General features: G+C 58.4%; 16 protein-coding genes and 2 tRNA genes. 12 read left to right on the top strand and 6 right to left on the bottom strand.

Annotated features, from left to right (window positions below):
- Positions 1-305 precede the first annotated feature (305 nt).
- Positions 306-1,802, top strand: a complete 1,497-nt coding sequence (locus BSG19_RS00095; RefSeq protein WP_092983737.1) for an NAD(P)H-hydrate dehydratase — start codon at positions 306-308, stop codon at positions 1,800-1,802.
- Positions 1,803-1,879: 77 nt separating this feature from the next.
- Here BSG19_RS00095 and BSG19_RS00090 read toward each other — a convergent pair whose 3' ends face one another.
- Positions 1,880-2,677, bottom strand: a complete 798-nt coding sequence (locus tag BSG19_RS00090) for a DUF72 domain-containing protein (protein ID WP_092983735.1) — start codon at positions 2,675-2,677, stop codon at positions 1,880-1,882.
- A gap of 51 nt (positions 2,678-2,728) precedes the next feature.
- The gene (gene uvrA, locus BSG19_RS00085) at positions 2,729-5,650 is read right to left on the bottom strand and encodes an excinuclease ABC subunit UvrA (protein ID WP_092983733.1); all 2,922 of its coding nucleotides are present in this window, start codon (positions 5,648-5,650) and stop codon (positions 2,729-2,731) included.
- A gap of 287 nt (positions 5,651-5,937) precedes the next feature.
- Here uvrA and BSG19_RS00080 point away from each other — a divergent pair, with 287 nt between their 5' ends.
- Both BSG19_RS00080 and lexA read left to right on the top strand, forming a co-directional pair.
- Complete coding sequence (locus BSG19_RS00080; protein ID WP_092983731.1) at positions 5,938-6,474, top strand: single-stranded DNA-binding protein; 537 nt, start codon at positions 5,938-5,940, stop codon at positions 6,472-6,474.
- Between the two features lie 360 nt (positions 6,475-6,834).
- Complete coding sequence (gene lexA / locus BSG19_RS00075; protein WP_092983729.1) at positions 6,835-7,551, top strand: transcriptional repressor LexA; 717 nt, start codon at positions 6,835-6,837, stop codon at positions 7,549-7,551.
- Positions 7,552-8,424: 873 nt separating this feature from the next.
- On the opposite strand, the gene BSG19_RS00070 is transcribed toward lexA, so the two are convergent.
- From BSG19_RS00070 to BSG19_RS00060, 3 genes are all read right to left on the bottom strand, one after another.
- Positions 8,425-8,712: a hypothetical protein gene (locus BSG19_RS00070; RefSeq protein ID WP_092985407.1), complete on the bottom strand. Its 288-nt coding sequence runs from the start codon at positions 8,710-8,712 to the stop codon at positions 8,425-8,427.
- Positions 8,713-9,660: 948 nt separating this feature from the next.
- Positions 9,661-9,734: transfer RNA gene (locus tag BSG19_RS00065), tRNA-Cys, on the bottom strand.
- A gap of 284 nt (positions 9,735-10,018) precedes the next feature.
- Positions 10,019-10,108 (bottom strand) — tRNA-Ser (locus BSG19_RS00060).
- A 200-nt stretch (positions 10,109-10,308) separates the two neighbouring features.
- On the opposite strand from BSG19_RS00060, the gene BSG19_RS00055 reads away from it, so the two are divergent.
- The 8 genes from BSG19_RS00055 to BSG19_RS00015 all read left to right on the top strand — a co-directional run bounded on the left by BSG19_RS00055 (position 10,309) and on the right by BSG19_RS00015 (position 18,541).
- Positions 10,309-10,578 (top strand): hypothetical protein, encoded by a 270-nt coding sequence (locus tag BSG19_RS00055; RefSeq protein WP_092983727.1) that lies wholly within the window; start codon positions 10,309-10,311, stop codon positions 10,576-10,578.
- A 199-nt stretch (positions 10,579-10,777) separates the two neighbouring features.
- Positions 10,778-11,875 (top strand): septal ring lytic transglycosylase RlpA family protein, encoded by a 1,098-nt coding sequence (locus tag BSG19_RS00050; RefSeq protein ID WP_092983725.1) that lies wholly within the window; start codon positions 10,778-10,780, stop codon positions 11,873-11,875.
- A gap of 63 nt (positions 11,876-11,938) precedes the next feature.
- Positions 11,939-13,069: a D-alanyl-D-alanine carboxypeptidase family protein gene (locus tag BSG19_RS00045; protein ID WP_244529039.1), complete on the top strand. Its 1,131-nt coding sequence runs from the start codon at positions 11,939-11,941 to the stop codon at positions 13,067-13,069.
- 208 nt (positions 13,070-13,277) lie between these two features.
- Complete coding sequence (tmk, locus tag BSG19_RS00040) at positions 13,278-13,943, top strand: dTMP kinase (RefSeq protein ID WP_092983721.1); 666 nt, start codon at positions 13,278-13,280, stop codon at positions 13,941-13,943.
- Positions 13,940-14,980, top strand: a complete 1,041-nt coding sequence (locus tag BSG19_RS00035; protein WP_092983719.1) for a DNA polymerase III subunit delta' — start codon at positions 13,940-13,942, stop codon at positions 14,978-14,980. The genes tmk and BSG19_RS00035 overlap by 4 nt, the downstream gene beginning before the upstream one ends.
- Before the next feature lie 390 nt (positions 14,981-15,370).
- Positions 15,371-16,921, top strand: a complete 1,551-nt coding sequence (gene metG, locus BSG19_RS00025) for a methionine--tRNA ligase (protein WP_092983717.1) — start codon at positions 15,371-15,373, stop codon at positions 16,919-16,921.
- Entirely contained in the window at positions 16,921-17,715 is a 795-nt protein-coding gene (locus BSG19_RS00020; protein ID WP_170865863.1) for a TatD family hydrolase, read from the top strand. Before metG ends, BSG19_RS00020 begins: the two co-directional genes overlap by 1 nt.
- A 13-nt stretch (positions 17,716-17,728) precedes the next feature.
- The gene (locus tag BSG19_RS00015) at positions 17,729-18,541 is read left to right on the top strand and encodes an MBL fold metallo-hydrolase (RefSeq protein ID WP_092983713.1); all 813 of its coding nucleotides are present in this window, start codon (positions 17,729-17,731) and stop codon (positions 18,539-18,541) included.
- An 8-nt stretch (positions 18,542-18,549) separates the two neighbouring features.
- On the opposite strand, the gene BSG19_RS00010 is transcribed toward BSG19_RS00015, so the two are convergent.
- Positions 18,550-19,509 carry a phosphoribosylaminoimidazolesuccinocarboxamide synthase gene (locus BSG19_RS00010; protein WP_348272111.1) on the bottom strand — a complete coding sequence of 320 codons (960 nt, stop codon included), beginning with the start codon at positions 19,507-19,509 and terminating at the stop codon, positions 18,550-18,552.
- Positions 19,510-19,846: 337 nt separating this feature from the next.
- Here BSG19_RS00010 and BSG19_RS00005 point away from each other — a divergent pair.
- The coding region (locus tag BSG19_RS00005; RefSeq protein ID WP_139274699.1) for a helix-turn-helix domain-containing protein at positions 19,847-20,045 on the top strand (199 nt) is incomplete at its 3' end.

The raw sequence follows: 20,045 nt of genomic DNA, 5'->3' as shown, positions 1-20,045 counted from the left end.
CATTTAGCATGCCATGTCTTCAAAATCTCGACGCATTTACCGTTGGGATGCAGGGATTGGAAGCTCGTCTCATCATTCCTATTCATCATTGCAGGCGAATGCCTATTTCTTGTGAAATGCGAGCGGTTTACAGCAATTTGATGCACTGCGGAACGGAATGAGCCAAGTTTAGCATGATATTTGAGCGCCAAATATATGCAGATGCTCAGTTATTGGTCAACACGCATTCCTGTGAGAGGCTTGATTTCCGGACGCGGCGTCTACACTGTAAGATCAGGATCACGTATTTCCGGAAGGGTGGCAAGATGGGCTTAGAGGCAAGTGTTGCATCCTGGATCCTTACGCCATCCGACATGGCCATGGCGGACCGCGATGCCGCTGCCTCCGGAATCTCCTCCTTCGGACTGATGCGTGCGGCGGGACATGCGGTCGCCGCATCCGCGCTGCGCCATTATCCCGAGGCCAGCCGCTTCGTCTGCCTTTGCGGCTTCGGCAACAATGGCGGCGACGCGATGATTGCGGCGGAGGCGCTCGCCGATAGCGGAGCGGACGTCGCGGTCTACCTCATGAGTGATTCCTCCCGTCTCACGGCAGACGCGGCCCGTGCATTCGCTGCGGTCTCCATGCCTTGCCGGCCGCTCGACACCTATGTTCCCACAAAAGGTGACGTCGTGATCGACGGGCTGTTCGGAGCCGGGCTCTCGCGTCCGATCTCCCCCGACATTGCAGGCCTTATGAGGACCGTGACCGATTTGGCTCTGCCTGTCATCGCGATCGACCTGCCGTCTGGGGTCGATGGCCGATCCGGCGAGGTGCTTGGTGAAAGCTTCAGCGCAGCACGCACGGTAACATTCATGACGCGCAAGCCCGGCCATCTCCTTTTGCCGGGCAGTGCCCTGTGCGGAGCGCTTGATGTCGTCGACATCGGAATTCCCAGCCGCGTATTGCGTGCACATCGGACACGCGTCGTCGAGAACACGCCAGCGCTATGGACAGATGCCGTGCAGGCGCTCGATCCTGCGGCTCACAAATATCGGCGCGGGCACCTGGTCGTCTTCTCCGGTGCGGCAAGGACCAGTGGCGCCGCCCGCATGAGCGCGACGGCCGGCCTTTCCGCCGGTGCGGGATTGGTCACCATGATCGCGTCTTCGGAAACGTTGCCGACGCTTGCCGCCCATCTGACAGCGGTCATGCTGAAGCCGGTCGATGACGACACGATGCTAACCGACCTTCTCGACGACACACGCCTGAACGCGTTCGTTCTTGGTCCCGGCTTTGGTGTATCGGACCGCGCCCGCCGGTATGTCGCCGCTCTATCCGATCGCTCGCTCGTGCTCGACGCAGATGGAATCACAGCTTTCCGCGATGATCCCCAATCCCTGTTCGACGCCTTCCGCGGACCCGTTCGCCTTGTGTTGACGCCCCATGACGGAGAGTTTGCCCGGCTCTTTCCGGACCTCGCCGCCCGCAAAGCGCTTTCCAAAATCGATCGCGCGACCATGGCCGCTGAGCGGAGCAACGCCATCATCATCCTCAAGGGCTCGGACACCGTCATCGCGGCTCCCGACGGACGGCTAGCGATCAACACCAACGCACCACCGTGGCTTGCGACAGCAGGCTCTGGCGACGTGCTCGCGGGGATTGTCGGTGCACACCTCGCGCAGGGCATGCCTGCCTTCGAGGCAGCGACGAGCGCCGTCTGGCGCCATGGCGCAGCGGGACATGAAGCTGGGGAAGGCATGACGGCGGAAGATTTGCTCCGCGCTATCGCGCCATTGCCAAAACGTTCGCTGCTTAGATGAAATATTTGAACGCCCTACGCGCGCAAATCAATGTTTCTCTTCAACGCGGATTGACGAGAGTTTCGGTTAATCCTCCGCTATTCGAAGCGGTTCTGAAGCGCCATTGCGCCGTTCGGTGCATTGACCTTTCCCTCATGAATGAAAAAGGCAAAGACGTCGCGAGGTTGTTTCGCGATCGGGTCAGCCAGCAGTGGAAGGCCTTTGGCCACGTCGCCCGATCGCCAGGCGTCAAGGCGGGCTTTCCACTCTGAAAGACGCTTTTCATCATAGCAGGTCTCGATGTCGTCACTGCCGGTCTGCAAGCGGGCGTATGCGAAGTCAGCGGTCACGTCGGCGATCATCGGATAGGTCGCATGATCCGCACAGACGATGGCAACGTTGTGCCGACGTGCCATCTCTACGAACTCAGGGACCTGAAACGAGCCGTGCCGAACTTCTACGGCATGTCGCAGCGTCAAACCGTCCTGTGTCTCCGGCAGAAGGCCAAGAAAAGCCTCGAAGTCCGGTGCGTTGAACGCCTTCGTCGGCATGAACTGCCAGAGGATGGGACCAAGCTTGGCACCAAGCTCTGATAGGCCCTGACCAAGGAAGCGCGCCACGGACTCCCCTGCATCCGCCAGCACCTTCTTGTTCGTGGCGTAACGGCTTGCCTTCAGCGTGAAGACAAAGTCGTCCGGAACCTCGGATGCCCATTTCGCGAATGTTTCAGGCTTCTGGGAACTGTAATATGTCCCGTTCACCTCGATGACCTTCAGCGCCTTGCCGACAAACTCCAGTTGCCGCTTCTTCGCAAGGCCCTGAGGATAGAACGTTCCCTCCCAGGGCTCGAACGTCCAGCCCCCGATACCGACCCGGATCCTGCCCGCCTTATCCATCCTACCGATATCCTCTCTTGGCGCCTTACCTGCCGCGTTTCTTTGCCAGTCCTATTCAGCAGCCACGGCCTTTCGCACGGGGCGACGCTCCAGCAACTCTTTGAGGAAGTGACCGGTGTGGGATTGTTTCTCCCGAACAATCTGCTCCGGCGTGCCCTCCGCAACGACCTGACCTCCGCCATCACCGCCTTCGGGACCGAAGTCGAGGATCCAGTCCGCCGTCTTGATCACCTCGAGATTGTGCTCGATCACCACAACAGAATTGCCCTGATTGACGAGCTCGTGCAGCAATTCCAGCAGCTTTGCCACGTCATGAAAGTGAAGACCGGTCGTTGGTTCATCCAGAATATACAAGGTTCGCCCGGTGGACCTTTTCGACAGCTCCTTGGCCAGCTTCACGCGTTGCGCTTCGCCACCCGACAGGGTGTTCGCCTGCTGACCTACCTTGATGTAGCCGAGTCCGACCTCGTTGAGGGTGACGAGCTTATCTCGAACAGCCGGGACGGCTGCGAAAAATTCGACTCCTTCCTCGACGGTCATGTCGAGCACGTCGGCGATCGATTTTCCCTTGAAGGTGACATCGAGCGTCTCGCGATTGTATCGCTTGCCGTGGCAGACGTCACAGGTCACATAAACATCCGGCAGAAAGTGCATCTCGATCTTGATGACACCATCGCCCTGACAGGCTTCGCATCGTCCGCCCTTCACGTTGAAGGAGAATCGGCCAGGCTGGTATCCGCGTGCCTTCGCCTCAGGCAGACCGGAAAACCAGTCGCGGATAGGGGTGAAGGCGCCCGTATATGTGGCGGGGTTCGAACGCGGCGTGCGACCGATCGGTGACTGATCAATGTCGATGACTTTATCGATATGCTCGAACCCATCGATGCGGTCGTGGTCCGCGGGAATCTCGCGCGCGCCCATTACCCGTCGTGCAGCCGCTTTGTAGAGCGTCTCGATCAGAAAAGTGGACTTTCCACCACCTGAAACACCTGTGACGGCCGTGAAGACGCCAAGCGGAATCGACGCGGTGACGTTCTTCAGGTTGTTGCCACGCGCTCCAACGACGGTCAGTTCCTTTTTTTTCTTCGGCTTGCGTCGCTCCGACGGAACAGAAACCGTGAGGTCGCCTGAGAGGTATTTTCCCGTCAGCGACGTTGGATGATCGATGATTTCCTGCGGGGTACCGGAGGCCACAACCTGACCGCCGTGGATGCCGGCCGCGGGACCGATGTCCACGACATAATCCGCCGTGAGGATTGCATCCTCATCATGCTCGACCACGATGACCGTATTGCCGATGTCGCGCAGGTGCCGCAGCGTATCGAGCAGACGCGCGTTGTCGCGCTGGTGCAGCCCGATCGATGGCTCATCCAATACATAGAGAACGCCGGTAAGGCCCGAGCCGATCTGGGACGCAAGTCGGATTCGCTGGCTCTCTCCGCCCGATAGCGTACCGGAATTTCGTGAAAGGCTGAGGTAATCGAGCCCGACGTCATTCAGAAAGCGTAGACGATCGCGAATCTCCTTCAAGATACGCACGGCGATCTCGTTCTGCTTATCTGTCAGACGGGCAGGGAGATCCTCGAACCAGTCGCGCGCGACACGGATCGACATGTTCGTGACCTCACCGATATGGAGGCGATCGATCTTTACAGCCAGGGCCTCGGGTTTGAGCCGGAAGCCTTTACAGGCCGGGCAGGGGGCCGCCGACATATAGCGTTCTATCTCCTCGCGCGCCCAGGCGGATTCGGTTTCCTTCCATCGCCGCTCCAGGTTGGGAACGATCCCTTCGAACGTTTTCGTGGTGTTATAAGAGCGGGCTCCGTCGGCGTACTGGAAGACGATCTTATCGTCGGTACCACGGAGAATTGCCTTCTTTGCAACGTCTGAAAGCTCCGCCCAGGTACTGCTCAGCTTGAAGCCGAAGGCTTTGCCAAGCGCCTCCAGCGTCTGATTATAATAGGGAGAGGAGGATTTGGCCCATGGTGCAATCGCTCCATTCTTCAGCGTGCGATCATGCTCCGGCACGATCAATGCCTCATCGATCTTTTGTTGGCTTCCGAGCCCATCGCATGTCGGGCAGGCGCCGAAAGGATTATTGAACGAAAACAGGCGTGGCTCGATCTCCGAAATGGTGAAGCCGGAGACAGGGCAGGCAAACTTCTCCGAGAACAACACGCGCTCATGCGTTTCATTCAGTGACTTGTTGGCCGAACCACCAGCGGATGTCTCCTTCTCAGGCAAAGGCTTGTCGGCAAATTCAGCAATCGCCAGACCATCCGCAAGCCGGAGTGACGTCTCCAAGCTGTCTGCGAGCCTTGCCGCGATGTCGCCGCGCACGACCAGCCGATCGACGACCACGTCGATGTCGTGCTTGTACTTCTTGTCGAGCGCTGGAACGTCCGCGATCTCGTAGAACTGACCATCCACTTTGACACGCTGGAAACCCTTCTTCATGAGTTCCGCGAGTTCTTTCTTGTATTCACCCTTCCGTCCACGGATCATCGGCGCGAGGATATAGAGGCGAGAGCCTTCTTCCATCGCAAGAATCCGATCGACCATCTGGCTGACGGTCTGGCTCTCGATCGGCAGACCTGTGGCTGGCGAATAAGGGACGCCGACGCGCGCGAAGAGAAGGCGCATGTAATCATAGATCTCGGTGACTGTTCCCACGGTCGAGCGAGGGTTTTTCGACGTCGTCTTCTGCTCGATGGAAATCGCAGGCGAAAGACCTTCGATCAGATCGACATCCGGTTTCTGCATCATCTCAAGGAACTGGCGCGCATAGGCCGAAAGACTCTCGACATAGCGGCGTTGCCCTTCGGCATAGATCGTATCGAATGCAAGCGACGATTTCCCGGACCCGGACAGACCGGTCATCACGATCAGCTTGTTGCGCGGCAGGTCGAGATCGACGCCCTTCAGATTATGCTCCCGCGCACCGCGGATCGAAATGGTCTTGAATTCGCTCATGGTCTGACGCTCTGAATGGGGACGAAGCCCTTACTTAAGATCATTACTTCATATGTCGAGGCGGCATTTCGGGAAACCGCACTTCATCCGCCACCCTGGCGCAGTGTCCGCCCTCCGCATCAGCCCCGCGCTTGACAGGATCATACGCGAGACTTAGAACAAATAAAGAACGAATTTGCAAACTGTTGTGGATTGCTGCCGCCTGAGGGCGAAATAGCGCGCTTAAGAGCGTAGGCTCCGTGCACCATGCGGATCGTTGAACCGCTTTCAGGAGACAGGACAAAAAGATGGCTGGTAGCGTAAACAAGGTGATCCTCATCGGAAACGTTGGGGCGGACCCTGAGATCCGGCGGACGCAAGATGGCAAGCCGATCGCGAACCTGCGGATTGCGACGTCTGAAAGCTGGCGCGACCGGAATTCCGGCGAGCGACGCGAGAAAACGGAGTGGCACACCGTCGTGGTCTTCAACGAGGGCCTGTGCAAGGTCGTCGAGCAGTATGTGAAGAAGGGTGCCAAGCTCTATCTCGAGGGAGCGCTGCAGACACGAAAATGGCAGGACAAGGACGGAAACGATCGTTACTCCACCGAAGTGGTGCTGCAAGGCTTCAACTCGACACTGACCATGCTCGACGGGCGTGATGGTGGCGGCGGTGGCGGTGGCGGAAGTCGCGCCGGCTCAGATTATGGCGGCGGAAGCGGCGGGTCGAACTTTGGCGACGATTACGATCGGCCGGCTCAGTCCTCCGGCGGCCGGTCGGGCGGCAACACCGGTGGGTCGAGCGGCGGATTCTCCCGCGATCTGGATGACGATATACCGTTCTGATTCGAGTGGGATGCCTTCACGCAAGGTTTCCAGCGCCGTCATGAGGAGGCTCATGGCGGCGTTGCCGTTTCTAGATGTCGATGAGACTACGGTCGACAGCTGTTCCCGTCGTGAGATGAAAGAAACAAGGCTCAGCGCTGCAACAGCTTGCGCAAATTTGCGTAGCCGTCTCGCAACGGCAATAAGTATCGTAGCGGCGAGAACGACAGCGTCTTGACTGATACTGACTATGCCCACGCTCTGCGCATTCAATTCGGCGATCATTCCGGTTGTGGTTTATCGGGAATGCCGCTTGCAGAACACATGAGGAACATATAACACTGTTCTTGCTTTGTTTCGTGACTCTGGAGTCGTTTGATCATGCTCACCCGTAAGCAACAGGAACTGTTGATATTCATTCATGAGCGCATGAAGGAATCGGGCGTTCCCCCATCTTTCGACGAAATGAAGGACGCGCTGGAGCTTGCATCCAAATCCGGTATCCATCGGCTGATTACCGCACTTGAGGAGCGTGGATTTATTCGGCGTTTGCCGAACCGTGCACGGGCTCTTGAGGTCATCAAGTTGCCGGAATCCTACTCCGCGGCCACGCCGCCGAAGCGCGGCTTCTCGCCCAGCGTCATTCAGGGGAGTCGCGGAAACGCAGCACCGGATAACGTAGCCAAGACGACGTCCGGGGCAGGCAATGACAACACTGTATCTGTTCCGGTGATGGGGCGCATCGCCGCAGGGGTCCCGATTTCTGCCATCCAGAACAACACTCACGACATTTCCGTACCGGCCTTCATGATCGGCAACGGCGAACATTATGCTTTGGAGGTTCGAGGTGACTCGATGATCGAGGCCGGTATTCTCGACGGTGATACCGTAATTATCCGCAATACCAACAGCGCGAGCCCTGGCGAGATCGTCGTGGCTCTTGTGGATGATGAAGAAGCGACGCTGAAGCGCTTCCGCCGCAAGGGTGCCTCCGTCGCACTTGAGGCAGCCAATCCGGCGTATGAGACACGAATTTTCGGCCCCGAGCGCGTAAAGGTTCAGGGGAAGCTCGTCGGCTTGATCCGCCGCTACCAGTGAGCGGGATGGTGCTGTCGTGAGGGTGCCGAAGCTTTCGCTCTAAGACGAATGAATTTGCTGCAGCGCATTTAGCGATAATATTGTATTGGTTCAGCCTAGAGGGATACCGGGGAGTATTGTTTAAGACGTCAGCCGTTAGCATTGCGACGTCTGACGTCTTCATTCACTTACCTGATTGCGGTCATTTAGCTTTGTACGTTTCCGAGGGCGGTTCTTACGATTTCCGCCTCGTTGTCGTAAAAACTTGGAGAGACGCGCGCTCTTCTTTTGGCGCCAGCATATTTTTGACTATGTGAGTTTGATCGCCGTTCCGTTTCACGCTGTGAACTATGTGCGAAGAAAAGCAGTGGAACCACTAGGCTAGGACGGCATTTAACGTGTGAGTGTAGCAGGGGCGGTAATGCGGCTCATGTCACGCCTTTGAGTTCTTGCTAAAGATTGGCCTTAGGTTGGGTGGCGCAATGCTCTGATATGCGATTAGGCAACTGAGCATAGATGTTCCCAGAGCAAATGGTTGGATTTGCGTCTAAATCGAGCTGCTCCGAAGTTATTCCTGTGAAACGATCGCGCAGCCGACCAATAATGTGCGGAGAATAGCCTAGCTGGCAACTTTCATCGGCTGGAATGATACCTTTAAACAACCATACTTATTCGCGCACATCTAGCGCTCGAAAGGCTTGTTATGAGAATGATATTTGTCGGGATGCTTGCATCCGTCCTCAGTATTTTGGTTATTAAGTATGTTAATAACGACTTGGGGAACAGCGTTCCGTTACAGACGGTGGGAGCAGTCAGCTCGCTTTAATATCAGAAAATAGCGACCAACTGCTCCTACACGTTCGTTATCGGATCATGTGCTACGCGACCCTTCGTTTATTCGTGAATGGTATAGGATCCCATCTCACACAGATTTTGTTTATCTTCTGTGGTTGCAAGATTTGAACTTTCTTCGAATTCAAAGCGCATGTCGTAATTACAGACATCCCGGCCATCTGCGATCGTTAGCTCGATCGTTTCGCCCGGATTGAGCACTTGCTCCCCGAAGACATCCCCCTCCCATTCACTGACACCGACAGGCGATGTGTAGAACCGTGTAAGGACGGACTTTGTGCCGTTCTTCAGCGTAAACACGAGATCTTCTGCTTGTGCCGTCCCCGACATGAAAATTGCACCGACGATAATCGTGCCTGCCGTAATGATGTTTTTCACTGTTCCCCCAAAAATGTATGATCGCGCGAATTAGTTGGCGCTAAATGGATATTATCAAGTCTTTAGCCGTATTCAACTGGATTGTGGAGGTTATGATCGTGGCTTCGATTGTTTTGGACCATCGGGACATTGATAGCCATTCACACGAGTTCTCAAAGAAACTGCGGCTTGCATTATTGCCGCCGTAGATATTGAGGGTGCTCCGTTAGCTGTTGATTATCCCGCTGCCTCTAATTCGAACGTCTGATAAACAGATTTAGGAGACCGTGCTTATCGTGCACATGCGTCTTTGCATGACGCTGGATCATCCGCCGCAGTCTCCGCGACGTCGAAAAACCCAAACTGGACGGCCGCCGTAATCTCGAGGCAGCGACGTGACGTCAATCTGTCGCCCGACCCCGTTCTAAAGTTAACGGCAGTCGCGTCCACGCGCCTTGTGCCAGAATCGAACCCCTACGTCCACTGCGGCCAAATGGTAATGATCCGAATGAGCGTCGCGTTATTCGATTGAACGAGAAACGCGACCTGATAGCTGAGCCTGAGAGTATCTACGAGCTAGCATTGCGTATAACCGAGTTTCGCAAGAGCCAGCTAGCGGAAATTTCTCATCACCATGTGCCATATGGATACGGCATACAGGACCTTTCGATGCAGGTATGGGGGCAGGCTTCGTTTTGAGCCAAGAAGATACCGACGTCAGCAGACACCGCCTTTATACCCGATACCTTCCTCATGATGGCGGTTCTCAAGCATTTCCCGGACATGGCGGACGCCATAGACCGTTCGAAACCAGAACGGATTGCCATACCGAATTTCGCTCAACGAATTGTCGGAGGCTCAAGCTGCCACCTCGAAAATAGATGTGCGTTGGCAACGGCATAGGTCAGGGGTAAATGGAAATGGAGGCCTCGCCCGGAATTGAACCGGGGTGCAAGGATTTGCAGTCCTCTGCGTCACCACTCCGCCACGAGGCCTCATCGGGTCGAATATACCAACCGTGGGCAGCGTTTAGAATCATCCTAGACGAAGCGCAATAGGTGCGGTGAGTTTTCGGGAATTTTCTTGGCCATGATCAACGTTGCTGGCGAAGCCCCCAGGGTTCCAAGCTAGCAAATTGGAATGTTCTGCCACTCAGCGGACAATCGAAGAGCCGTTGTATCCGAGCAAGCAAATCACCGATCAAGCGTGCCTACGAGGCTGACTCATGTCGCCAAGGTGGCTGCTGTTCTTGGAAACATAGTTTTTGCAACCGAAGACATGGCGGAAGAGGTGGGATTCGAACCCACGGTACGGTCTCCCGCACGCCGGTTTTCAAGACCGGTTCCTTAAACCACTCGGACACTCTTCCATAGGCTCGTCGCCTGTCGAGGGTTCGATTGGATTAGCTGTTGCAAAGCGGTGCGTCAACTCGGGGTTTTCGAGAGATATCGAGGGTGGGCTTGTGGAGGGGCTGCGTGATCGAGAGGGATCAGGTTCGTCCTGTATCTGGAACAAAAGGAGATTGGAGATGTTGCACGATGGATTAACCGCGGCAATGGAGATCGAGCGATGCGGAAGGTTCTGATGTATGCGGCTTTGAGCTTTGGTGCTGTTGTCTCTCATCCTGCTTTTGCAGCATTGGGAGATCCGACGTCCTATGCGAACGCGGAAGTCGCGCTGGCAAGTGCTGCGTATCCAACACCCGCTGTCAGCGTTTCTGACGACAACTCTCCCGGCATCTGCATTCCGCCTGAAGAGCAATATATACCGTCCTTCGTGCGGGATTTGAGCGGCCGCATCGTCGGCATGAATTACACGATTATCGAGTATGTCTGCTAAGAGTGCCCAACGGCATCGTCAGGCTGCCCTAACCAATCATTAACCATAAAAACCAATTCCGTGACACCTGCGATGCTCCTATTCGCATTTATGCCACTTTGCTGTCATTTTTGACGACTGTATCCTTTTGGTACGATCGGTACGCCTGCGAGGGGCTCGGGCGTTTCGATTTCGTCAGACAAGCGGCAATGTGGGACAAATGACTTTCAGACAATACGCACGTTTCCTCGCGAGAGGCGCAGGCTTTGCGGCCGTTCCGGCGATCTGCCTGGCGCTGACGTCTTGCGGAACCACGGCGCAAGTCGATGCTCCGAAAAAGCGTAACAAAGAGTATTTTCCGGAATCGGTCTATGGCGTCAAGGCAAGCCCCCGCGTTGCCGACGGCAAGAATATTCCGAAGGGCGGCGGCCGGTATCAGGTCGGCAAGCCCTACAAGGTCAAGGACAAGTGGTACACGCCGAAGGAGGACTTCAGCTACAACAAGGTTGGCATCTCCTCCTGGTACGGCTCTGCTTTCCACGGCCGCCTGACGGCGAATGGCGAAGTCTATGACACCGCACATCTCTCTGCTGCACACCCGACGTTTCCGCTTCCCAGCTATGCCCGCGTGACCAATGTCGAGAACGGCTCGTCCGTCATCGTTCGTGTCAATGATCGGGGCCCTTACGAGTATGGACGCATTATCGACGTATCCTCGAAAACAGCTGATCTTCTTGACATCAAGCGCAAGGGCAGCGCGCAGGTGCGGGTCCAGTATGTGGGACGTGCACCGCTTGAGGGCAACGACATGCCCTACCTGATGGCATCCTATGCAGCGAAGGGTAGCCGCGTGCCCGGCATCGCTCCGGAGGGTCAAATCGCTTCCGGCGTCATGGTCGCTTCGAACGAACCTTTGGCGCGTCAGATGAAAAACCTCGGATCCTCGGATCTCGGAACCGTTTCGGTTCCGACCAAAGCCCCGTTGCCGCAAGCGGCGCGCAATCACCAGATGCCGTCTGCCAGCCCATCTCTCGATGGCGGCTCCTCGATGACGGCGCTTGCCGAGCCGCAGAACGTTCTGCGCGCGCCGGGCGCCATGGAGGCATTGGACGCGTTCGTTACGCTGCCTGACATCGGCCCGGTCCCTGCAGAGCGGCCGGGCACCTTCGGCAAGCCGGGCAATGGCATTCTCTATGCAGCAGCCTATGTGGAAGCGCGCGTCAGCACGTCGGAAACTGCTTTCGATGCCATCATGGTTGATCCGCATGCTCTGACATCCTCCGCCATCGTCGCGCATGCCAAACGTAACACACGCTAAGACCGGCGGGATGTCTGCTGCCCCTGTGGAGGAGTCGTGAGGCGGCGAGTGTTAGAGAGGACTTTGCTTCTGACAGTGGCGCTTGTGCTCTTCGGCGCCGCTTCCCGCGCCGAAGAGTTCGAGACGAAGGCGCGGCAAGCGCTTGTAATCGACGCGCTCACGGAAACCGTTCTCCTTGAGAAAGCCGCCGACGAAGCCGTTCCCCCCGCTTCCATGGCCAAGATGATGACGGTCGAGCTGGTGCTCTCGGCGTTGAAGGACGCGCGCCTGTCGCGCGAAACGCTGTTTCCTGTGAGCGAGCATGCCTGGCGAACGGGCGGGGCGCCATCCGGCACCTCGACGATGTTCGCGGCGTTAAATTCCAGAATCTCTGTCGGCGATCTGCTTCAGGGCGTCGTCGTTCAATATGCCAATGATGCGTGCATCGTCCTGGCGGAGGGTATGTTTGGCAGCGAGACCACCTTCGCGGAGCGCATGACGGCACGCGCGCGGGAAATCGGGCTGACGTCATCGATATTCGTGAACCCCACCGGACTCCCTGCCTCGGGCAATGTGACGACGATGCGGGACCTCGTAACGCTCGCGCGTCATCTTCGCGCTACCTACCCTGATGATGTCGCGCTGTTCCGGCAGCCCGAGTTCGAGTGGAACAGGATCCGCCAGCGAAACCGCAACCCTCTGATCTCCGCCGATATCGGCGTCGATGGCTATGTCACCGGTTTTGCCGAAGGCTACGGGTATGGCATCGTCGCTTCCATGGACCGGGATGGGCGCCGCATCGATCTGGCGCTGAATGGCCTCGCCACGGACAAGGACCGCGTCGCGGAGGCGAGGCGTGTCTTCGACTGGGCGATGACGAATTTTTCGGAAAGGCGGCTGTTCGCAGAGGGAGAGGCCATCGCCGACGCGAGCGTCTATGGCGGCGACCGTCCGACGGTGGGGCTGGTCACTGCGGGGCCTGTGGATGTTCTGCTCCCGGTGAAGACGCCGGCGAAGCTTTCTGCCCGTGTCGTTTATCGTTGGCCTCTGACGGTGCCGGTGCGGGCAGGGGATGTTGCAGGTACGCTACGCATCTGGAACGGGGAGCAACTGCTGCGGGAGGTGCCGCTGAAAACGGTCGCGTCTGTCGAGGCTGGCTCGCTGACGAGCCGCGCTGCAGACGCATTGCAGGAATTGCTGTTCTTCTGGCTGTGACTGTTCTACCAGCGCGCCGCGACGGGATATAACGCCGCCGTGCGGCCTTTTCCGGCGGGCGTGTTTTCAGACGACGAGCAATAGGCTACTGCATCTTATCCGCCCGCAATGCCTTCGGTACTTCCGTCATGGCGCGCACGGTAATCGGCGCTTGTTTCGCGCGGTGAAGGATGTCCGGTAAGAGGCAAGGCAATTGACGGCAGACGCGATGTTCGTGACATTCGAAGGCGGCGAGGGGGTTGGGAAATCGACTCAGATCCGCCTCCTGGCCGGCGCGCTGGAAGCACAGGGCCATGCCGTGCGCATTACGCGCGAGCCCGGCGGTTCTGCCGGGGCCGAGGCCGTCCGGCATGTCATCCTGTCGGGAGCAGCAGAATCCTATGGCGTCCGCATGGAGGCGCTGCTCTTCGCCGCGGCACGAAGCGATCACGTCGAGACGTTGATTCGTCCGGCACTTGACGGTGGCAGCATGGTTCTCTGCGACCGCTTCATGGACTCGTCCCGTGTCTATCAAGGCATTACGGGAAACCTGCCCGAACCCCTCATCGATGCCCTCGAGTGCCTGGCGATCAATGGCCTGCGGCCCGACATCACCATCATCCTCGACATGCCAGCGGCCGCGGGCCTTGAGCGGGCGCGGGCTCGTGCTTCCAAGGGTGACGATGCTGCCGCCTCCGTCCCGGATCGCTTCGAGAAAGAGGAACTGGAGACGCATGAGAAGCGCCGCGAGGCTTTTCTCGACATTGCGACGCGTGACCCCGCCCGCTGTCACGTCATCGACGCCACGCGCCCTGTCGATGTGATCGCGCGAGACGTTCTTTCGGCCGTGGAAACGCTCTTGGCCAAGCGGCAGAACGCAAGGATAGACGCGTGAGCGAAGGTCGATCTGATGTGCTGGACGGCGCTATCGCGCCATCCGAAAATACCGTGCTGTTCGGGCACGAAGAAGCGCAGACGTTTCTCGCGGCTGGGTACCGTTCCGGCAAGGGGCATCACGCTATCCTCATCGAGGGGCCGGAAGGCATTGGCAAGGCGACGCTCGCCTTTCGCTTTGCAAACCACGTCCTCAGTCATCCCGAGCCAACCGACGCACCGGCCCGGATCGCTGATCCCGATGCCGGTTCCGTGGTCAGCCGGCAGATTGCCGCAGGTTCGTCGCATAATGTCCTGCACCTCACCCGTCCGGTGGACGAAAAGACGGGCAAAGTGAAAAGCGCGATTACGGTGGACGAGGTGCGCCGGGCAGGGCGGTTCTTCTCGCAAACCTCGGGCACCGGAAACTGGCGCATCGTGATCATCGACCCGGCCGACGATCTCAATCGCAACGCAGCCAATGCGATTCTCAAGATTCTCGAAGAACCGCCGAAGCGTTCGATGTTTCTCGTCCTCACGCATGCGCCGGGCCGCCTGCTGCCGACCATCCGCTCCCGCTGTCTTCCGCTGACTCTCAAGCCTCTTGCCGATGCCGATATGACGAAGGCATTGGCGCATCTCGATATCCGGCTGGAGGGGGAGCGGGGCGCACGCGTTCTCGCGGCTGCGAAGGGCAGTGTCTCCGAGGCGCTGAAGCTGATCAATTACGGTGGGCTCGACATCATCGACGCGTTCGATCACATGCTCGGCCATCCCGACGACGCTCCGGCGCGGCGCGAGATGCACAAGCTCGGCGATATCCTTGCCGCGAAGGACAGCGATACGATCTTCGACTTCTTCGCGACGCTTGTTGCCCGTCATGTAAACGGGCAGGCCAAGGCGGCCGGCTTGGGCGGCGATCTGGCCGCGGCCGAACGTTTCGCACGGCTTTCGTCGGAGCTATCAGAGCGGCTGACGGTTGCCGATGCCTACAATCTCGATCGCAAGCAGACCGTTCTTTCCATTCTCGATGATCTCAGGATGGCTGGCCGGGTTTGACGCTCAGGAAGCAGGCTCCTGTACTCCCGTCGGCGAGAAGTTCCATTTTCGCTGGATAGCAGCATCGAGGTCCAGCCAATGTCGGTGGGCAAGAAGCAGCACGTGACCGAGAAGGTCAGCCGCCTCGTCTTCGATGGCTATCCTCAGGGCGGCTTCATCGAGACCCTGTACACGAGCCCGACCGCCCCCTGTTGCAGGTCTGCGTCAACTCGCCCACCTCCTCGACCAGTTTGATGACGAACCCGTCGTGGTCCCGAAGGATGCCGTACGTCTCTGCAGTGCGGCAAAAACCACGGTCGCTTTTTGCAGTGTTTGCATTCCCACCGCCCATGGGATGGTTTAAGAGCGGGATAGGCCAGAAATGCTCCCAGCCAGAAGTTCGATATTGCCATGACAGACACATCCCCTTTCTACATCACCACCGCCATCGCCTACCCCAACGGGCGGCCCCATATCGGTCATGCCTATGAGCTGATAGCGACCGATGTCGTGGCCCGGTTCGAGCGGCTGGACGGGCGCGATGTCTTCTTTCTGACGGGGACGGACGAGCATGGGCAGAAGATGCAGCAGACGGCACGCCGGGAAGGTCTAACGCCGCAGGAGCTGGCGGACCGCAACGCGGCCGAGTTCCAGGCGATGGTCAAGCTGCTCCAGGGGTCGAACGACGACTACATCCGCACGACGGAAGCGCGCCACCACGAGGCCGTAAAGGTCATCTGGAACAGGATGGCCGAGGCCGGCGACCTCTACAAGGATGCCTATTCCGGCTGGTACTCGGTGCGCGACGAAGCCTACTATCAGGAAAGCGAGACCGAGGTTCGGGCGGATGGCGTTCGCTACGGTCCGCAGGGAACGCCCGTCGAGTGGGTGGAGGAAGCGAGCTACTTCTTCCGTCTTTCGGCCTATCAGGACCGGCTGCTTCAGCATTACGAGGACAATCTGGATTTCATCGGCCCCACTGAGCGCCGCAACGAGGTCATTTCCTTCGTGAAGTCCGGCCTGAAGGACCTTTCCATGTCGCGCACGACATTCGACTGGGGCATCCCTGTCCCCGGCGATCCAGCGCATGTCATGTATGTCTGGGTCGACGCCCTGACGAACTATATTACGGCCACCGGCGCCCTGACGGACCCGGATGGGCCGCGCGCGAAATACTGGCCGGCGAGCATTCATATGATCGGCAAGGATATTATCCGCTTCCACGCCGTCTATTGGCCCGCATTTCTCATGTCGGCTGGTTTGCCGCTGCCGAAGAAGGTCTTCGCTCACGGCTTCCTGCTCAACAAGGGCGAGAAGATGTCGAAATCTCTCGGCAACGTCGTCGATCCCGTCAATCTGGTGGAGCATTTCGGCCTCGACCAGATCCGCTATTTCTTCATGCGCGAGGTCTCCTTCGGCCAGGATGGCAGCTATAGCGAAGAGGCGATCGCCACCCGCATCAATTCGGATCTCGCCAACGGCATCGGCAACCTTGCGAGCCGCTCGCTGTCGATGATCGTGAAGAACTGCGACGGGGTTATCCCCGTATGTGGCGCATTGAGCGAGGCTGACGAGGCCATGCTTGCCTCGGCGGACGCCCTGCACGCCTCGACGCGCGCCGACATGGACGCGCTCGTCATCCACAAGGTTCTCGCCTCCATCATTGCGGTGGTTTCCGAAGCCGATCGTTATTTCGCGGGGCAGGAGCCCTGGGCGCTGAAGAAGACCGACCCGGCGCGCATGGCGACGGTGCTCTATGTGACGGCGGATGTGGTGCGCCAGGTGGCCATCTTGCTGCAACCCTTCATGCCCGGCTCTTCCGCCAAGCTGCTTGACCTCGTCGCCGTGCCTGAGGATCAGCGCAGCTTCGCCTTTCTGGGGAAGGCCGGCCGCCTCGCGTCGGGAACCCCGCTTGAGGCGCCCAAGCCGGTCTTCCCGCGCTACGTTCCTCCAGAGGTTTGATCGTGGCTCCTCCTTTACTGATCGACACGCATTGCCATCTCGATTTTCCCGATTTCGAGGCCGAGCGGGATGACATCGTCGCCCGCGCGGCCGAGATGGGCGTCCACAAGCTGGTGACGATCTGCACACGCGTCAGACGGTTCGATACGATCCTTGCCGTGGCCGAGGGATATGACAACGTATTCTGTTCGGTCGGCACGCATCCGAACAATGCGGATGAGGAACTGGACGTGACGACGGACGATCTGGTCCGGTTGTCGGCGCATCCGAAAGTCATTGCGATCGGCGAGGCGGGTCTCGACTACTTCTACGATACGCAGAAGCCCGAGGACCAGAAGACCGGTCTGCTTCGCCACATCGGCGCTGCGCGCGAAACCGGCTTGCCGCTCGTCATCCACAGCCGCTCGGCGGACGAGGATATGGCCGCGATCCTGCGGAGCGAAACAGGGAAGGGGGCTTTCCCCTTCATCCTTCACTGTTTCTCGTCAGGACCCGATCTTGCCCGGGTGGGCGTGGAACTTGGTGGATACATCTCGTTCTCCGGCATTCTCACCTTCCCGAAATCCGAAGAGCTACGCGCGATCGCCCTCACCGTGCCGCGCGACCGACTGCTGGTTGAGACCGACGCGCCTTATCTTGCACCCAAGCCCTTTCGCGGAAAACGCAACGAACCAGCCTACGTCGCGCACACGGCGCACGTTCTCGGAGAAACGCTGGGCGTCTCCTTCGAGGAGATCGCAGCAGTGACAACCGACAACGCCTTCCGCATCTTCTCCAAGATGCCGCGATCCTGAACCGGTGACGTTGATGGCGGCACGGCGGATTTTCACCATTCTCGGCTGCGGATCGTCTCCGGGCGTTCCACGCATCACCGGCGACTGGGGTGCCTGCGATCCGCTCAACCCCAAGAACCGCAGACTGCGGGCGGCCTTGCTGGTGGAGCAGGTGGCTGAGAATGGCGGCCGGACGACGGTGCTCATCGATACCGGGCCGGACCTGCGCGAGCAGCTTCTATCGGCGAGCGTGAAAGACCTCGACGCCGTGGTCTACACGCACTCGCATGCCGACCACCTGCATGGCATCGACGACCTCAGAGGCTTCGTCATCCATAATCGCCGTCAGACCCCGATCTGGGCGGACGCCTTCACATTGGCGCGGATCCGCGAGGGATTCAGCTACTGTCTGGAATCTCCGCCCGGAAGCAACTACCCGCCAATCATCCGTGCCTGCGTGATCGAGCCATCGCTCCAACCGTTTCATGTCGATGGTGCGGGCGGCACAATCACGTTCCAGCCTCTGCTACAGATGCACGGTTCCATCCATTCCCTTGGCTTCCGCGTCGGCAATTTCGCCTATTGCACCGATGTCAGCGATTTCCCGCCGGAGACGATCGACCGGCTGGCCGGCTTGGAAACGCTGGTCATCGATACGCTGCAATATCAATATCATCCGAGCCACCTTTCCCTCGAGCAGTCGCTTGCGTGGATCGAAAAGATCGCCCCGCAACGCGCCATTCTCACCCATATGCATGTGCCGCTCGACTACGAAACGGTCATGCGGGAAACGCCGGCCCATGTGGAGCCGGCGTATGATGGCTTGCAGATCTTGGTCGAAGCCTGATCCGGCGTTTACGCGAAGTAGGGCGCGAGATTGCCTCGCACGCGATCGAGAACGGTTGCGCCGCGTAGATCGGGCTCGAAACGCTCGCCTGTGATCGTCTCATAGGCCTCGATATAGACCTTCGACGTTTGCGCGATCAGCGCTTCCGGGATCGCCGGGATCGGATCCTTGTAGGGGTCGCACCGCTCGGTCACCCAGGCGCGCACGAAATCCTTGTCGAAACTCTTCGGCCGCCCGCCCGCCGCGAAGCTCTCCGGGTAACTTTCTGCTATCCAGTAGCGGCTGCTGTCCGGCGTGTGGATCTCATCAGCCAGCACGATGCGCCCGGCAGCATCGGTCCCGAATTCGTATTTCGTGTCGACAAGGATCAGGCCACGCTCCGCCGCCAGTTCCTGTCCGCGCTGGAACAGTGCCAGCGCGTAAGATGATACCGTGTCCCACTGCTCCTGTGTCAGGAGCTTCTGCTCAATGATCTCTTCGGCTGAGAGCGGCTCGTCATGGCCGCCGTCGAAAGCCTTGCTCGTCGGTGTAATGATAGCGGTCGGAAGCTTCTCATTATCCTTCATTCCGTCAGGAAGGCGGGTTCCGTACATGAATCGCTCGCCATTTCGGTACTTCGTCAGGATCGACGTGCTTGTCGTTCCCGCGAGATAGCCGCGTACGACGATTTCCACCGGTAGAATGTCGAGCCGCGTTCCCACGACGACATTCGGATCGGGGTATTCGAGCACGTGGTTGGGGCAGATATCCGCCGTCTTCTCGAACCAGTATCGCGCCGTCTGCGTCAGCACCTGACCCTTGAACGGGATCGCGGTAAGCACGACATCGAAAGCGCTGAGCCGGTCGGTCGCAATGATGATCCGTCGGCCATCGGTCAGATCGTAGTTCTCCCGAACCTTGCCATTATAACGTCCCGGAAGCTCGGGAATGAAGGCGTCTGGCAGGATACGCTGATTGGTGTCGGTCACGGGCCATCTCATTGCTTCGGGAAAGGAAAGTCTCACCGTGGATAGACGCGCGGCCGCCATTGCGTCAATGGGATGATATAGGCCGTTGCGATCCCTGAGATCGATCGGCTCGGGTCGGAACCGCGGTCGTGGAACAGTCCACCCCGCCGATTATCCAGACATATGTTCCATAATCTATATTATCTGACCCATTGATGTAGCGGCTATTTAGTAATGCGACAGTCGGGCCAGTTAGAGATGCGACAGCCTCGCCTCTTGATGCACTGGTCAAAGCCAACGTCGGGAGCAAGGATGACGACTTCGAGCTTGGTCGAGACCATGAGCGGTTGGAGTCGTCATGTCCTGTTTGATCACCATGTCGCAGAAAGAATTGCATCGCCTCGAAGTCATTCAGAAGATCCGTGACGACCGCCTGAGCGTCGTCCAGGCTGCCGAGCAGCTTGATCTCAGTCGAAGTCAGGTCCATCGGCTTTTGCAGGCCTATGACCTTTATGGTGCAGCTGGTCTTGTTTCAAAGAAGCGATCTCGGCCGAGTA

The organism is Rhizobium sp. NFR03 (assembly GCF_900111275.1).
In the GTDB taxonomy this organism is placed as follows: domain Bacteria; phylum Pseudomonadota; class Alphaproteobacteria; order Rhizobiales; family Rhizobiaceae; genus Ferranicluibacter.
Note: the sequence above shows the minus strand (reverse complement) of the source record. Positions and strands in the feature narration are given on the sequence as shown.

Excerpts from the sequence above, each read along its gene's own strand:
- BSG19_RS00095 (WP_092983737.1), top strand. The coding sequence starts at position 306 with ATGGGCTTAGAGGCAAGTGTTGCATCCTGGATCCTTACGCCATCCGAC.
- BSG19_RS00090 (WP_092983735.1), bottom strand. The coding sequence starts at position 2,677 with ATGGATAAGGCGGGCAGGATCCGGGTCGGTATCGGGGGCTGGACGTTC.
- uvrA (WP_092983733.1), bottom strand. The coding sequence starts at position 5,650 with ATGAGCGAATTCAAGACCATTTCGATCCGCGGTGCGCGGGAGCATAAT.
- BSG19_RS00080 (WP_092983731.1), top strand. The coding sequence starts at position 5,938 with ATGGCTGGTAGCGTAAACAAGGTGATCCTCATCGGAAACGTTGGGGCG.
- lexA (WP_092983729.1), top strand. The coding sequence starts at position 6,835 with ATGCTCACCCGTAAGCAACAGGAACTGTTGATATTCATTCATGAGCGC.
- BSG19_RS00070 (WP_092985407.1), bottom strand. The coding sequence starts at position 8,712 with ATGTCGGGGACGGCACAAGCAGAAGATCTCGTGTTTACGCTGAAGAAC.
- BSG19_RS00055 (WP_092983727.1), top strand. The coding sequence starts at position 10,309 with ATGCGGAAGGTTCTGATGTATGCGGCTTTGAGCTTTGGTGCTGTTGTC.
- BSG19_RS00050 (WP_092983725.1), top strand. The coding sequence starts at position 10,778 with ATGACTTTCAGACAATACGCACGTTTCCTCGCGAGAGGCGCAGGCTTT.
- tmk (WP_092983721.1), top strand. The coding sequence starts at position 13,278 with ATGTTCGTGACATTCGAAGGCGGCGAGGGGGTTGGGAAATCGACTCAG.
- metG (WP_092983717.1), top strand. The coding sequence starts at position 15,371 with ATGACAGACACATCCCCTTTCTACATCACCACCGCCATCGCCTACCCC.
- BSG19_RS00015 (WP_092983713.1), top strand. The coding sequence starts at position 17,729 with ATGGCGGCACGGCGGATTTTCACCATTCTCGGCTGCGGATCGTCTCCG.